Below are 15,684 nucleotides of genomic sequence, written 5' to 3'. Positions count from 1 at the left end.
AAAATCATCTTACAAAATAAAAAATCCGGAGAATTTTCTCCGGATTTTGTTTTTTATAGGATTATTTAAAGATTATTTTCAATAGCTCCCACTTTTTCTCTGTACAGCTCAACAGGTTTATTAAGCAAAACTGCGATCACCGTCAGTTGTTTATCCAGTCTTTCTTTAGGGACATCAATATAAATAATTCCCGGACGGTCACTCCAGTAAAGTTTATTATAGATCGTATGATTGAGCATACTGCCTTCTCCTACGATTCTTATTCTGGCAATGTCATTTTTTATTCCTTTCAGAGCAATAGGTCCCGTAGGAATTCCTTCCACAAAAAGATATAGAGTCTGTTTGTCTTTTGACAGAGCGCTCATTCCTGAGAAATGACCTTCCGGCAGTCCTTTTCCGGTCTCAAAAAACGCTTCTGCATGCTTACTTATCCATTGCAGTGTTTCCGGGTTTGTTGAAGGTGTTTTCTGTATTTTCATGTCAAGACCATCGGAGGTTAAGCCTTCATTGTTAAGTAGATTATTTCCGTTATGCAATGCGTTGCTCATATCATAGACGGCTTCCTGGGTATTTTTGCTTTCCAGTATTTCGGGAAGAGAATATTTTTCCTTCTTAAAATCGTTCAAAAACGCAGGAGGAGTCTCAAAAGTAAGTTCTGCCACCGTGACATCCTTGTCAAATTTTACTTTGGAGAAATTCAAATTCAGTGTTTTCTCGGCATTATAATCCATCGTAACAACAGCAGATGCATCTCCAATGATTTTTACAGAAAGGGGTTTTGTAGCCAGTCCATAGATTTTTGTAAGTTTTTTAGCTTCTTCAAGATAAAGAAACAAAGATTTTTTCGAGGTTGAAAACGCTGATTTTCCTTTGTAGTTGTCAAAAGAAATTCCACGTGTTGTTTCATAGATGGCATGTTCATTTTTGGATGTCCATCTGCCCAGGTTTTTCAGAATTTCAATTTGCTCTTCCGGAATAGTGCCGTCTGATTTCGGACCGATATCAAGCAAAAGATTTCCTCCCATGCTGATCACATCTGCCAAAGTCCTTACAATCATATTGGGTGTTTTATAATTTTTGTCAAAAGGCTGATACCCCCAGGAATCATTCATGGTATAACAAAGTTCCCAATATTGATTTTGGGGCGGAACTACCGGAATGCCCTGTTCGGGAGTATCGTAATCACCATGATTATTGAGTCTTGAGTTAATAATGATATTGGAATTGTATTTCCTGAGTAAATCCAGGGTTTGAGAAGCTTTCCATTCATCAGAAGTATGTTCCCAGTCTCCATCAAACCAGAGAAGGTCTGGTGAATATTGGGTAGAAAGTTCATTAAGCTGACCCTGATAATAGCTGATGAAATTCTGCCAGCGTGCCGGATGACTTTTGATTTCGTAGCGCTTTTTTGTACGGGTATTGACATCATAATACGGATGGCTCCAATCCGGCAGAGAGAAATAAAGTCCTGTTTTTAATCCTGACTTTTTCAGTGCTGAAACAAATGGAGTTAACACATCTTTTCCGGCCAGAGAATTTTTAGGGATGGTAGTGGCTTTTTCTGCCTTTGAATTCCACAATGAAACTCCGTCATGATGTTTTGTGGTAATGACCGCATATTTTGCTCCGGATTCTTTTATCAGATCCACCCATTGTTGCGGCTGGTATTTTGAAGCTGAAAAACCATTCAGCTGTTTCATATAGTTTTCGTGATTGATATAATTATTGAAGAATGACCATGATTCTGAGATTCCATTAACCGAATAGATTCCCCAATGAATAAAAATTCCCAGTTTGGCATTTTTAAACCATTCCATTTTTTTGCTGTTGTCAACTGTCTGAACCTGTGCGTCGATACTACTTACAGATAATATCAATCCAAGGAAAACAGCTTTAATCAGACTGTTTTTCATATATGTTTTATTTTAACATTAAATATAGATAAAGAAAACATTATAGTGTAGAATAGTTTGTGATATTTAATGATAATTGTTGTCAAAACGTTTCTTATTATTGTATTTTTATAAATGGAACGTTTATTGTAAAATTTACCCGAAAAAGCAATTATGAAAATTCCAGCAATATTAATGGCAAGTTTATTAGCGGTAAGTGTTTCTGCACAGACCACTAAACCAGAAACTAAAACAAAAAAGCCTGTCAAAAAAATAAAGAAAGCCACTTCCGCGGATACCGTTGAAAAGAAAAAACCGGGAGCCCCTAAGCCGGTAGTTAAAAAAGATACCCTTGTACTCCGCGAATATGGTTGTCCGGCCTGTGGAATGGGATAGAAGATGAGAAAGCCGATGTTAGGAGTATCAATGATGGCAGAGGCGGATTTTGTTTCTGCTGTTTTGCCATTGTTGCAGAATAATTCCATCGAAGTGATGGAATGGTCTTTTGATACCCTTTATCATACCAATGAACCGGAATGGCTTCGGGATCTGTTGAATTTTTATGCAGAAAATAACCGTTTAATAGGGCATGGAGTATATTATTCTTTATTTGATGCAAGATGGACAGCAAGACAGGAAGAATGGCTGAAGAAATTGAAAGAAGAAGTCAGTCTGCGGAAATACAATCATATCACGGAACATTTTGGCTTCATGAATACTGAAAATTTTCATCAGGGAGTTCCTTTGCCGGTCTCTCTGGGGCCGGAAACCCTACAGATTGGGAAAGACAGGTTATACAGACTTCAGGAAGCTGTCAATATTCCTGTAGGCGTGGAAAATCTGGCATTCTCGTTTTCCATTGATGATGTGAAAGAGCAAGGGGTTTTCCTTGACAAACTGATAGAAGATACCGATGGTTTCCTGATCCTCGATCTGCATAATATTTACTGCCAGTCCTGTAATTTTGAAGTTGGTCTTCAGGAAATAATAAACTTGTATCCACTCCATAAAATAAAAGAAATTCATCTTTCAGGCGGCAGCTGGCAGGAGAGTGCGTATGGAAATAAGCAGGTGAGGAGAGATACTCATGATGATGTTATTCCTGAAGAAATTCTCTCTGTTTTACCCTCGGTTCTTACACAATGTCCAAATCTGGAATACATTATTATTGAAAGATTGGGGCATACCTTAAAAACCGAAGAAGAAAGAAATGATTTTCTGGATGATTTTAATAAAGTCAGAACAATAATTGAAACTTCAGACCTGAAATTCAAAGAAAATAAACGTTGGTGTAAAAAGGAAGTGAAACTTTCCGAAAAACCTTTGGAAGACCTGCTTTTGTATGAAGAACAGTCGAAACTCACAAAACTTCTTTATGATCATACAGATGTGAAGGCTATTAAAGATCTGGACTTTCATTATTTTAAAACACAAAACTGGGACGCTGAAATGATCCTTACAGCGCAGAATATCATTAAAAAGTGGAATCCTTATTAATTATTCTATCCTGATAACCAAAATCAAATTATATGAAAATGATAACATTAGTATTGATCATTACCGCTGTCCTCACTGCTTTGATAGGAGGACTTTTCTATGCGTATTCATGCTCAGTTGTTCTCGGCCTGGGAAAACTTTCTGATACAGAATACCTGAACGCAATGCAGAATATCAACAGGGAAATCCTGAATCCTGTATTCTTTATGAGTTTTATGGGAACGGTGGTTCTTCTTCCCTTATCTACATTTTTGCTCCGCGGACAGCAGCCTGTTTTTATTTTTCTTCTTCTTGCTGCACTGGCTTATCTGATTGGAGTTTTTGGGGTAACGGTTGCCGGAAATGTTCCGATGAATGATACTTTGGATAAATTTAATATCTCTAATTCTACAGCAGAAGCGATCAGACAGATGCGGGAAAATTTTGAAAACAGATGGAATTTTCTCAATAATATAAGAACTGTTTTTTCCGTCATTACCATCCTTTTTGTAGTCTGTGCCTGTGTCTGGAATAAAGAATTATAAAGGATTAAGTGAAAATACCTACTATTAAATTACGTATTTCTACCGATGTGTACGTCTGGTTTTATTCAGATCTTTGTGTTGTTAGCAAGACCATTTTAAACATTTCAATATGTTGAAAAAAAGATTATAACCAGGACGACTTAAATTTCCAAACAAGAGAAAAGGCAGCCAATGGCTGCCTTTTGTTTATCATAAAGATAGTTTCTTTAGATTTTTAAAAGCTCGATTGTTCTTTCCGGGCTTTCAGCTGAGAAAACAGCATTTCCCGCAACAAGAACATCGGCACCTGCTTCAAATAATTTGGAAGCGTTATCAAGATTTACTCCTCCGTCTACCTCGATAAGTGCAGTTGAGTTGTTACTTAAGATCAGATCCTTGGTTTCTGCAATCTTTTTGTAAGTATTTTCAATGAACTTCTGCCCTCCGAATCCCGGATTTACGCTCATTAACAATACAAGATCCACATCTGCAATAATATCTTCAAGCATCAATACAGGAGTAGAAGGATTTAAAACAACACCTGCTTTTGCTCCCTTGCTCTGAATATGGTGAATAGTTCTGTGAAGGTGGGTACATGCTTCATAATGAACAGAAACAAGGTCAGCACCATGATTGATGAATTCATCAACATATTTTTCAGGTTCCACGATCATCAGGTGAACATCCACAAATTTTTTAGCATGCTGCTGAACAGTTTTCATCACCGGAAAACCAAAAGAAATGTTAGGAACAAATCTTCCGTCCATGACATCAATGTGGAACCAGTCGGCCTGAGAATTATTCAGCATTTCAATGTCTCTTTGCAGATTCCCAAAGTCTGCTGATAAAAGGGATGGAGCAATAAGCTTCGTTTTCATTTTTACTTTTTATACTTTTACTTTTATTATCCTATTGAAAATGAATGGTCATGGGTGAAGTAATAAATGGCTAGATATCCTGTTATTAACACCACTTCTATGACAGATAACTTTTTATTGTTAATATTTATGAGTAGAAATCTGTCGATTACAAGCAGTCCAAACAGTACTAAAAAGAAAATTATTTCTATTGTAATTCCTAAGCTTCCACTGGGATTGGATGTAAATAATTGATAGACAATTAAAGGAATCCCTAGCACTACAAGTGTAATAAATACAATAGAGATAAAGGTTGGTCTTTTTATTAAATCAGAAATAGCCTTCATTTTAATTAATGATACTTCAGTTTCATTTCCGGCTTGATCTTAAGAACTGTTTCATAGATAAGTTTAATAACATTACCTACATCTTCTTTAGAGACCATTTCTACCGTAGTATGCATATAACGCAAAGGTAAGGAAATTAAAGCACTTGGTACTCCGCCGTTGGAATGGGCGAAGGCATCTGTATCAGTTCCGGTAGCTCTGCTGGCGGCAGCTCTCTGGAAAGGAATTTTCTTGGTTTTTGCAGTATCAATAATCAGTTCTCTGATAGTATGATGAACGCTTGGAGCAAAGAATACTACTGGTCCGGCACCACATTTCTGATCTCCTTCTTTTTTCTTTTCAATCATCGGAGTTGTAGTGTCGTGGGTAACATCCGTTACAATGGCAATATTCGGTTTGATGGTGTCAGCAATCATGTCTGCTCCGTATAAACCTACTTCTTCCTGTACAGAATTGGTAATATAAAGTCCGAACGGTATAGATTTTTTATTTTCTTTTAGCAGCCTGGCAACTTCAGCAATCATGAAACCGCCGATTCTGTTGTCCAGAGCTCTGCAGACAAAATATCTGTCGTTCATTTCAAAGAATTCATCCGGGTAGGTGATCATACAACCTACAAAAATTCCCATTTCTTCCACTTCTTTTTTAGAAGTCGCACCACAGTCGATGAAGATATTTTCAATTTTAGGCGTAGGCTCATTCTGATTGGTTCTTGTATGAATAGCCGGCCATCCGAATACCCCTTTTACAATTCCGTTTTCACCATGGATATGGACAACTTTTGAAGGAGCAATCGTCTGATCAGAACCTCCGTTTCGGATGACGTAGATCAATCCGTCATCTGTAATATAATTGACATACCATGATATCTCATCAGCGTGTGCTTCAATCACTACTTTGAATTCAGCTTCCGGATTGATGATCCCATAGCAGGTTCCATAATGGTCTACTTCAATTTTATCTACGTAAGGTCTGATGTAATCCATCCAGACTTCCTGACCTTTATGTTCGTAACCTGTTGGAGATGATGTGTTTAAATATTTCTCTAAAAATTTCAAAGATTTCTTTTCAAATTTCATAAAAAGGAATGATTTTTGCGTTTAATTTTTCTTCTTATAAGTGTAAAAATAATGAATTTTAGTAAGATTATCTGCCTTTTTATTCTCTTTTTTGGAGTAAGTGTTTTCGGTCAGAAGGATGGGATAGTGGCGAAACCACTCAATCAGTACCCGCCTGAATCTCTGAAAGTGGATGAATTTGGTAATAAATATTATTATGATGAACAGCAGAAGATTAAGGTGTATGAAATCAATGGAGAGCCTGTAGTCGTATTGGATGAGTTGGTTTTAGTGAATAAACCGAGATTTAATAACCAGCTGGATAAGAATTACTATTATTTTCTCAACAAAAAGCTGTACAGGGTATATCCGTTATTTGTGACTGCATTGCAGCAGTACAGAGATATCCAGAAAGATATGAATGATCTGGACAGCAAAGCCAAAAGAAAGTTTGTAAGAGAAAGACAGAATATACTGGCTGACCAATATGAAAAACAATTGAGAGATCTTACGACTACCGAAGGACAGGTTTTTGCAAAACTGATGAACAGGGCAACCGGAAAAAATGTATTTGAGATTATCAAAGAATTAAGAGGTGGATGGAGTGCTTTCTGGTGGAATGTAAAAGGAAAAATGGCTGATATTGACCTGAAAGAACGCTATGATCCCCACACCAACAGAAGTGATGAATTTATAGAATCATTACTGCAGTCCAACTGGAACTCAGGTTATCTGCAGCCTTATCCCGGAGCTAATGATTTTAAAGTAAAGAAATAATATAAATTCCTGTAAGAATGCTTACAGGAATTTTTCTTTTAATTTATCAAATACAATTTTATCTATAGGAAGAGGAAAAGGATTGTCCGGTCTGTCGATATCAATCCATTCTGTTTTTTCAATACAGGGATCCAGAATAATAAAGTCTTCCTCGTTAACGATATCTACTATATAATATATGGTAAGGAGCTGTTCGTTTTCTCTGAAACGCGATACCAGAAAATTTTCCTGAGTATAAAAATGTTCCAGAATATTGATTTTGACATTAAGCTCTTCATCAAACTCACGATGCAGACATTCCAGGACTCCTTCACCGTATTCCAATCCGCCGCCCGGAAATTTCATTAAAGGTTCGCCGGCATATTCTTCAAATAAGGTTAAAACTTGTTTATCTTTTACCGCACAGGCATACACTCTAATGTTGATCTTGTCTATCATATATATAATGTATAATATTTTGTATAGCTAATGTAAGGAATTTTGTTGGAAAAAGCCGGAAGTTGGAAGCGTGAAGCTGGAAGTTTAATACTATCTGTTTCTAATAATATTGAACCAACGTATCTTATATATTGATTATTATTTTAAAATAAAAAATCAAAATTAATTAAGCACCCGGCTGTAAACATCCAGCTTCCATCTTCCGGCTTCCTTCTACAACTTAATTGCATTAATCATCTCTCTTTTTCCCGGAGGTCCTTGTTTTTTCTCCACCTGGAAATTCAGTTCCTGAAGAATTCTTCTTACGCTGCCTTTAGAAGAGTAGGTGGTTAATAATCCGTTAATGGCCATTTTGTCAGCAACCAGTTCAAACAATGGCTTTTCCCAAAGGTCTGGCTGTACTCTGGCTCCAAAACAGTCAAAGTAAACAAGATTAATTTTAGGCAGATCAATGTCTTTCAGGTCGAAAAAATCACATTCTATCTTTTTTAAATTGAATCCACTAATAATTTCTACTGACTTTTCCCAATCTGCCAGATGAATTTTCTGATAAATATTTTTAAACTCTGGGTTATCAAAAAGTTCAAAGTAAGCTAAATCCTTAACTTCGGATTCATTTATGGGGTATTTTTCGAGCGAAAAATAATTGATGACATGATTTTTGTCAGTTTTTAAATATTCATTAATTGTTACCAAAACATTCAAACCTGTTCCAAAACCGAGTTCTAAAATATTAATTTCGCAATCATTTATTAAATTCAGTCCATTTTTGATAAACACGTGTTCAGCTTCCTGCAGGGCTCCATGATGAGAATGGTAGTTCTCATTTAAATCATTGATAAACAATGTTTTACTTCCGTCGTTTGTGGTCTTAATCTCTCTTTTCAAGCTAATTTTTTGTCAAATTTACTCTAAAATTTTTATATTTAGAAAATTATGTTAAATTTGTAGAACATCGTAAAAATTTTAAAAAATGATAATTCAAAAAACTGAAAACTCCAGAATTTCTACATTTGACCCTAACAATTTTTCATTTGGTAGTACTTTCATAGATCATATGATCATTTGTGAGTATGAAAACGGAAAATGGGGTGATGTAAAATTAGTTCCTTACGGTCCGATTCCATTTACGCCTGCTATGATGGGAGTAAACTACGGACAAGCTTGTTTTGAAGGTATGAAAGCCTATAAAGACAAAGACGGGCAGGTTTTCCTTTTCAGGCCTGAAAAGAATTTTGAACGTATCAACAAGTCAGCGAAACGTCTTGCTATGCCGGAAGTGACTGAAGAAATGTTTTTAGACGGATTGAAAGCTTTGGTAGATATTGACAGAGAGTGGATTCCACAGGGGGAAGGAATGTCGCTTTATATCAGACCTTTGATTTTTGCTACAGAGGAAGCTTTGAAAGCAAGAGTTGCTAATAAATATATGTTTGCCATCGTTGCAACACCGGCACAGAGTTATTATTCAGAACCGGTATCTGTAAAGATCTCTGATCACTATTCAAGAGCGGCAAACGGAGGGGTAGGTTCTGCAAAGGCTGCAGGTAACTATGCGGCTTCTTTCTATCCTACACAATTGGCCATTGAAGAAGGGTATGAGCAAATCATCTGGACGGATGATGCTACACACGAATATTTCGAAGAGAGTGGTACAATGAACGTATTTGTTAGAATCAACGATACGATCTATACGCCGCCAACATCTGAGAAAATCCTTGACGGAGTAACGAGAGACAGCTTCATTCAGTTAGCGAAGAAAAGAGGTATCGAAGTGAAAATTGAACCGATTGCGGTTAAAACTGTAATCGAAGCTTTAAAGAACGGTGAACTTAAAGAAGTATGGGGAGTAGGTACAGCAGTAGTAACCACTCAATTCCAGGCTTTGGGATATCAGGGAGAAAAACTTGCGCTTCCGAGATTATCTGATGAAGAAAGCTATGCGGCTATCCTTAAGAAAGATCTGGTAGACTTACAAACCAATTTGTCTGAAGATCCGTTCGGATGGAGAGTGATGGTAGGTCACGTATTGGAAACAGTATAATACTATTGATATAACGATATGAAAGCCGGGTTTTTCCCGGCTTTTTCGTACCTGTGTATTCACGTAAAATGCACGAAGACTTTTTGGCTAAGATCAATGCGTTACAACATTCACATATTTCTGTGTCAAGTTTTGTAATTGATTCGCGAAATGTGTATTTTCGCAAAAGTTTATGAAAAAAATACTCTTCATATCAGCCATAAGCCTGTTGAGCTGCAACAGAAATACACAGACGGTGCATCCCCCTGTAGGCGGGGTTTTGAGCCAGAAAGATCTGGATGTTTCTAAAAACAGGATGAAAAATTTAAATGTTATAGAACGTGGCCAGATTCAGGACTGGATCAGCGGCCAGTCTGTAAAATACTATCCTACGCAGCTTAATTATTGGGTAACCGTGGAAGGCTATGATCAGAGAGAAAGAAGGAAAGACGAAACAACCATTTCCTATTCTTATGATCTGTATGATTTTGACCAGACTAAAATCTATGATCAGCCTTTTGAGAGAAGAGATGCCAGATTCGGACACTTTGATGAACTGAGAGCAGTGGAGAACGCTTTGCGTTTTATACATGATGGAGAGGAAGTAACACTTTTGGTACCGTCTTCTTTGGCCTACGGAACTTACGGAGACGAAAAGAAAATAGACAACGACATTCCATTAATCATAAAATTAAAAGCTTTATAAATACATGAAATTGTTTAACAAGAATATAATTCTGGCAGCGGCAAGTATTTCGCTGATGAGTTGTACCCCAATTTATAAAAAAATGAACGTAGACAAAGAAACTTACGAAGGTCTTAATGACGGACTTTATGCCAATCTTCAAACTACAAAAGGTAACCTGATTGTAAAATTTGAAGACAAGAAAGCACCAGTAACTGTAGCCAACTTTATCGGTCTTGCAGAAGGGAAAATCGACAACAAAGCTAAGGCTAAAGGAGTTCCTTACTATGACGGAACTATTTTCCACAGAGTAATCAAAGACTTCATGATCCAGGGAGGTGATCCTCAGGGAACAGGAATGGGAGATCCCGGATATAAATTCGAAGACGAAAGAAACGACCTTAAACACACAGGGAAAGGTATTCTTTCTATGGCGAATTCAGGACCAAATACCAACGGTTCTCAATTCTTTATTACTGAAGTGGCTACCCCTTGGTTAGATGGAAGACATACGATCTTCGGAAAAGTGGTAAAAGGAAATGAGGTAATTGATGCGATTGCTAACGTTGAAAAAGGAGCTCAGGATAAACCTAAAACAGATATTGTTTTAGAAAAAGTTTCTGTTTTCAGCAAAGGTGATGAGTACAAGCATTACGATGCAGCTAAAACTTTCAATGAAGGAAAGGCTAAAATCGCAGAAAACAATAAAGCTTTCATCGCTAAAGAAGAAGCTGAAAAAAAGAAAAGAGAAGAAGAATTCAAAGCTAACCAGGAGAAATTGGTTGAAAACCTAAAAGCTGGTATGCAAAAAACTGAATCAGGCCTTTACTATAAAATTACAAAAACAGCTGACGGTAAAGCTCCAAAAGCTGGTGACAATGTATCTGTACACTATGCAGGTAAATTGGTAGACGGAACTGAATTCGATTCTTCATTCAAGAGAAACGAGCCTATCGAAATTCCAATCGGAATGGGAAGAGTAATCAAAGGATGGGATGAAGGTATCCTGTTATTGAAAGAAGGTGAAACTGCTACATTACTGATCCCGCCTGCAATGGCTTACGGAGAAAGAGGAGCAGGAGGAGTGATCCCGCCAAACTCATGGTTGGTTTTCGATGTTGAGCTTGTAAAAGTAAAATAATTGAATTTCACAATAGTATCAAAGCCGTCCGTAAGGATGGCTTTTTTTATTCTGCTGAGAGATATTCTGTAACGATCTGCGTAAATGGTACGACCCATTTACTATCCGGAAAGGCTCACTGTTTTTCTGATACGAATTATTTTAAACTTGTAACAATAATCAAGAAAATGAAAACCAAATCACTTCTGTTTCTGTTCATTATGCTGTCGTTGATGGCTTTTTCCCAGACTAAAGCAAATCCTGACGATGCAGCAATCAGAAAATCACTTACTTATTTTGTCAACAGCATTCAATCCAAACAGATAGATCAGGCGGTAAGCGGCATATATCCAAAATTCTTCACCATAGTGTCAAAAGAGCAGATGACACAGATTTTGAATATGACTTACAATAATCCATTTATGAAAATTGAAGTAGAAGATCTGAAGTTTGGAAATATTGAAAAGCCTGAACTCATAACCGGGGAATATTTTTCTATTACCCCTTATTTTTTGAAACTGAAATGCAATGTCAGTTCATTAAATGATGATATGAAAAAGAAAATGAACGGTGCTTTGACAGCCAAATACGGAGCAAATAATGTGAAATATGTCGCCAGTGAAGGCTCATATCTCATCAACGCCGCTATGAAAGCCTGTGCGGTTTCAAAAGATAAAAAGACATGGAAATTTGTTATTCTTGAAAAAGAATATAAAAAAGAACTGGTGAAGATTTTACCCAAGAAAATTCTGGATAAGTTCTAAAGAATAAACATTAATTTTTACATTGAATCGTACCGTCCCGAAAAAGACGGTTTTTTGTTTCCTGAAAATACCGTAGAAATACGGATTTCGGTATGAATTTATTACTTCTATCTTTATCATGCACTTAAAAAAACAAAATAAAAAAATATGTTTGACCTGAATTACGACCAGATAAAGAAGGAAATAGAATCTGAAGTATGCAAAGAACACAGTAGGCATCCGGAATTTGTAAAAACAGATGAAGGTTTTGGAATAAAAGCCTGCTGTGAACCATTCAGAGAAGAACTCGTTGAAAAGTCAGGGAAAATGATTGAAGAAAAAACAAAGAAGATCCTTGAAGAAATGATGAAGGATCTGTTTAAAGAATAAGTTTTTACGATGTTAAGATAACTTTGTTATCGGAAGCTGCCCCGGAAGGAGTGGCTTTTTTGTTGGAAAATATTGTGGTTTTTACGGATACCCGTAAGGAAGATATTTCTATAGCGTTTATTTTTGAATTATTATGAAGTGTTTCTAATAATTCAATAATGAGCAGAGTTAAACCATTTTTAAGATGGGCGGGCGGTAAAACGTGGTTGACCAAATATATTGAAACTTTTTTACCAGAAAGTTTTGAAAATTATTACGAACCTTTTGTTGGAGGAGGCTCAATGTTTTTGTTTTTGAAGTCAAAAGGAATTATAAAAAAGAAAGCTTACTTATCAGATACAAATGCTGAACTTATTAATGCTTATAGGATAATTAAGAGTAACTCTGAAGATTTGATAAATAAATTAGAAAGTTTTGAAAATAATGAAAAATTCTATTATAAAGTTAGGGAGACTACTTTTGATAACAATTTAGAAAATGCGGCAAGATTTATTTATTTGAATAAAACGTCTTTTAACGGAATATATAGAGTTAATAGAAAAGGAATTTATAATGTACCATTTGGTTATAGAAAGATTAAAGACTTATTTGAGTTTGATAACTTGCTAAAGGTTGCTGATCAACTGCAAAATACTTTTTTTTCAGTTAGGGACTTTAAAGAAAGTTGTAAAAAAGCTAAAGCTAAAGACTTGATTTTCTTGGATCCTCCATATACTGTAGCTCATGAAAATAATGGTTTTGTACAATATAATCAATCAATTTTTTCTTGGGAAAATCAAATACAACTTTCAAAATTGTCTGAAAAATTAAATAATGACCAAATTTATTTTATCATTACGAATGCCTATCACAATTCAATAAAAGAGATTTATACAACTGGAAGTAAAATACCTTTGATAAGATCTAGTACTATAGGCGGTAAGGGAGCTATAAGAACTAATTATAAAGAAATTTTAATAACTAATATAGAAAAATAATGGCTTTTTTAAATGATGATCAAATTAAAGAGATTGAGGATAATTTATTAGACGATGTATCTTTACTTGGAAAAATGTACAAAGTTAAAAATAATGATTATCAAACTATAAGAGTTGAATATTCAAAGGTTGATGAGTTTTTAAGAGAGGGTTGGGAGATTTATGGGAATCCTTTGAAAACTAAGACTACTCTAAGAAAAAAGAAAACACATGAACAAAAATTTAAAGATGATATTTGGTGTCAATTTTATGATCTAGGATATCGATGTTTTAATTCAAGTGAATCTTTTTATTTACCATATTCTAAAAGAAATGAGGATGTAAAATCTTTTGATATTATTGCTATTAATAACGAAACTATTTTATTAATCCAATGTAAATCAAGTGATAAATTTTCAACGGGTAAGTTTTCTAAGGACGAATTTGATAATTTGAGTATTCATTTAGATGGGATAAAGAAGGCTCTTTGGCAAATATTTGGGAGAGATAAAAAGGTTAAATATATTTTTGCTACTCGAAATCTTAGAATTTCTTCTGAAAGTGAACATCTTGAAAAATTAGAAAAAACAAATTCTTTTTATTATAATAATAATACTTATGATTATGTTAATAGTTTAATTAAAAGCTATAAGCATGCTGCGTTTTATCAATTTATTGGATTGATTTTTAAAAATGAACTGATTAACAATAATAAGATTGAAATTCCAAGTGTAAGGGGTAAAATGGGCAAAAAAGATTACTATATGTTTTCAATTGAACCTTCTTTTTTATTGAAAATGGGGTTTATACTCCATAGAACACGAGCTAATGAATCTGAGTTTCCAACTTATCAAAGGTTGCTTGTACCAAGTAGGTTGGCTGGAATTACAAAATTTATTAATAATGGAGGATATTTTCCTAACTCTATTATTTTAAATTTTAATTCAAAAAAACACAAAATTCATTTTGAAGCTAATTCCAGAGATATTAATTCTTCTTCTTGTTCAGGAACCTTAAAAATTCCAAATTCTTATGGAATAGCATATATAATTGATGGACAGCATAGGGTTTATGGCTATGCAAACTCTGAGTTTCGAGAAAATAATACTATTCCTGTAGTTGCTTTTGTAAATATGGCAAGTATGGAACAGTTAGAAATATTTATGGATATCAATGAAAATCAAAAAGCAGTAAGCCCTAGTCTAAGGCTTGACTTAGTTGAAGATTTAAATTGGGATTCTGACAGGGCTGATTCTAGGCTGTTAGCGTTAAAATCATCAATCACAAAAAAATTGGCTAATTCCGAAAGAAGCCCCCTATTTAATAAAATTTCTGTCGGTGAAGATAAAGCTGTTTTGACATTTAAACCTTTCATGTCAGCTCTTAATAATTCTGGTTTATTACCTGTGGCAAAAGGAAATAAATATAATGAGGATAGTTTAATAGGAAGTCTTTATGATATTTCTGCTGACGATTATGATAAAGAAATGAATAATGCTAAAGAAAAGATAGTCGATTTTATAATTTCTTGCTATGAGTTTGTTGAAGCTGAATATTATGATATTTTTAATAGAGAAAAATATTTTATTTTATCAAATAGAGGAACTTTTGCTTTTATTTCGTTGTTAGGAAGCTTAAACAAATTCTTAACAGAGAAAAATATAGTTAGTATAAATTCATCAAAATCAGAAAGATTTGAAGCAATAAGAAAATATTTGCAAGCTTTATTGGAAGGAATTAATAAGATTTCACAAGAAGAAGAAGAGAAACAAATGTCTTTATTTGGTTCGGGAGCGGATATTAAGTGGCTTAGATTTTTTCAAAGTATAATAAATAATAACTTTCCTGAATATAACCCTATAGAACTTATAGATTGGAATGAGAGACAGAATGAAGAGTATCAAAGTAAAGGCAGGGCATATATAAAAGATGTTGAAAGGTACATGAAGGTTACTGTACTTGATAATTTAAAAGAGCTTTTTGGTAATAATTGGGAATTAGAAATTAATAAAATTAAAACGGCTTGTCAGCAAAGAGCAAATGATGAAAATGAAAAAAATTATAAAGAAAATATAGATAAAAGAGTAGAGTGGACGGAGATGTTTAATATAAATGATTACAAAACCATCATTGAAAATTATTGGACAAAAGTTCCAGCAAATGCTTCTGGTGATTTTAAAAGTTTTGAAAAGCATTTTGCAATTGATATTGGCCAAGGAAAGAATAAAAAAGACGTTTTGAAATGGATTTCTTTTTTTAACTCATATCGTAATCAACTTGCCCATGAAGGATCTAAAGAAAAGGGGATTAATAAAAAAGAAGTAGAATTCTTACAAGATATACATCGGCATTTTTTTGAATAACACAAAAAAACCGCCCCCAAACGGGGCGGTTTTCT

General features: G+C 34.8%; 16 protein-coding genes. 11 read left to right on the top strand and 5 right to left on the bottom strand.

Going from position 1 to position 15,684, the window contains the following annotated elements:
- Positions 1-65: 65 nt before the first annotated feature.
- Entirely contained in the window at positions 66-1,913 is a 1,848-nt protein-coding gene (locus tag JNG87_RS06915) for an alpha-L-fucosidase (RefSeq protein ID WP_202842768.1), read from the bottom strand.
- A gap of 153 nt (positions 1,914-2,066) precedes the next feature.
- On the opposite strand from JNG87_RS06915, the gene JNG87_RS06910 reads away from it, so the two are divergent.
- From JNG87_RS06910 to JNG87_RS06900, 3 genes are read left to right on the top strand one after another with little or no spacing between them, the layout of a single operon-like run.
- Complete coding sequence (locus JNG87_RS06910) at positions 2,067-2,288, top strand: hypothetical protein (RefSeq protein ID WP_202842766.1); 222 nt, start codon at positions 2,067-2,069, stop codon at positions 2,286-2,288.
- Between the two features lie 3 nt (positions 2,289-2,291).
- Complete coding sequence (locus JNG87_RS06905; protein WP_202842763.1) at positions 2,292-3,389, top strand: DUF692 family multinuclear iron-containing protein; 1,098 nt, start codon at positions 2,292-2,294, stop codon at positions 3,387-3,389.
- A gap of 32 nt (positions 3,390-3,421) precedes the next feature.
- Positions 3,422-3,913, top strand: a complete 492-nt coding sequence (locus tag JNG87_RS06900; RefSeq protein ID WP_202842761.1) for a DUF1772 domain-containing protein — start codon at positions 3,422-3,424, stop codon at positions 3,911-3,913.
- 206 nt (positions 3,914-4,119) lie between these two features.
- On the opposite strand, the gene rpe is transcribed toward JNG87_RS06900, so the two are convergent.
- Complete coding sequence (gene rpe, locus JNG87_RS06895; protein ID WP_034698534.1) at positions 4,120-4,770, bottom strand: ribulose-phosphate 3-epimerase; 651 nt, start codon at positions 4,768-4,770, stop codon at positions 4,120-4,122.
- A 331-nt stretch (positions 4,771-5,101) separates the two neighbouring features.
- Complete coding sequence (locus tag JNG87_RS06890; RefSeq protein ID WP_062670358.1) at positions 5,102-6,175, bottom strand: M42 family peptidase; 1,074 nt, start codon at positions 6,173-6,175, stop codon at positions 5,102-5,104.
- A 51-nt stretch (positions 6,176-6,226) separates the two neighbouring features.
- Between JNG87_RS06890 and JNG87_RS06885 the strand changes: the two genes are divergently transcribed.
- Entirely contained in the window at positions 6,227-6,931 is a 705-nt protein-coding gene (locus JNG87_RS06885) for a DUF4294 domain-containing protein (RefSeq protein ID WP_062670356.1), read from the top strand.
- Positions 6,932-6,952: 21 nt separating this feature from the next.
- On the opposite strand, the gene JNG87_RS06880 is transcribed toward JNG87_RS06885, so the two are convergent.
- Positions 6,953-7,369, bottom strand: coding sequence for an NUDIX domain-containing protein (locus tag JNG87_RS06880; protein ID WP_137903943.1), 417 nt, complete (start codon positions 7,367-7,369; stop codon positions 6,953-6,955).
- A 213-nt stretch (positions 7,370-7,582) separates the two neighbouring features.
- A complete protein-coding gene (mnmD, locus tag JNG87_RS06875; protein ID WP_110011643.1) occupies positions 7,583-8,257 on the bottom strand; it encodes a tRNA (5-methylaminomethyl-2-thiouridine)(34)-methyltransferase MnmD in 675 nt (224 codons plus the stop codon).
- A gap of 85 nt (positions 8,258-8,342) precedes the next feature.
- On the opposite strand from mnmD, the gene JNG87_RS06870 reads away from it, so the two are divergent.
- The 7 genes from JNG87_RS06870 (at position 8,343) to JNG87_RS06840 (ending at position 15,649) form a co-directional block, all read left to right on the top strand.
- On the top strand, positions 8,343-9,413 hold the full coding sequence (locus tag JNG87_RS06870; protein ID WP_202842759.1) for a branched-chain amino acid aminotransferase: 1,071 nt from the start codon (positions 8,343-8,345) through the stop codon (positions 9,411-9,413).
- 172 nt (positions 9,414-9,585) lie between these two features.
- Positions 9,586-10,098, top strand: a complete 513-nt coding sequence (locus tag JNG87_RS06865) for an FKBP-type peptidyl-prolyl cis-trans isomerase (RefSeq protein ID WP_110011645.1) — start codon at positions 9,586-9,588, stop codon at positions 10,096-10,098.
- Positions 10,099-10,180: 82 nt separating this feature from the next.
- Positions 10,181-11,218, top strand: coding sequence for a peptidylprolyl isomerase (locus JNG87_RS06860; RefSeq protein WP_228406592.1), 1,038 nt, complete (start codon positions 10,181-10,183; stop codon positions 11,216-11,218).
- A 167-nt stretch (positions 11,219-11,385) separates the two neighbouring features.
- Positions 11,386-11,961, top strand: a complete 576-nt coding sequence (locus JNG87_RS06855; protein WP_202842757.1) for a hypothetical protein — start codon at positions 11,386-11,388, stop codon at positions 11,959-11,961.
- Between the two features lie 147 nt (positions 11,962-12,108).
- A complete protein-coding gene (locus JNG87_RS06850) occupies positions 12,109-12,330 on the top strand; it encodes a hypothetical protein (protein ID WP_202842755.1) in 222 nt (73 codons plus the stop codon).
- Positions 12,331-12,488: 158 nt separating this feature from the next.
- Positions 12,489-13,307 carry a DNA adenine methylase gene (locus JNG87_RS06845; RefSeq protein WP_202842746.1) on the top strand — a complete coding sequence of 273 codons (819 nt, stop codon included), beginning with the start codon at positions 12,489-12,491 and terminating at the stop codon, positions 13,305-13,307.
- A complete protein-coding gene (locus tag JNG87_RS06840; RefSeq protein WP_202842744.1) occupies positions 13,307-15,649 on the top strand; it encodes a DGQHR domain-containing protein in 2,343 nt (780 codons plus the stop codon). Before JNG87_RS06845 ends, JNG87_RS06840 begins: the two co-directional genes overlap by 1 nt.
- Positions 15,650-15,684: the final 35 nt, after the last annotated feature.

Source organism: Chryseobacterium cucumeris, assembly GCF_016775705.1.
GTDB classification, from domain to species: Bacteria; Bacteroidota; Bacteroidia; order Flavobacteriales; family Weeksellaceae; genus Chryseobacterium; species Chryseobacterium cupriresistens.
The sequence above is the reverse complement of the archived record's forward strand: the minus strand, read 5'-3'. Positions and strand labels throughout refer to the sequence as shown.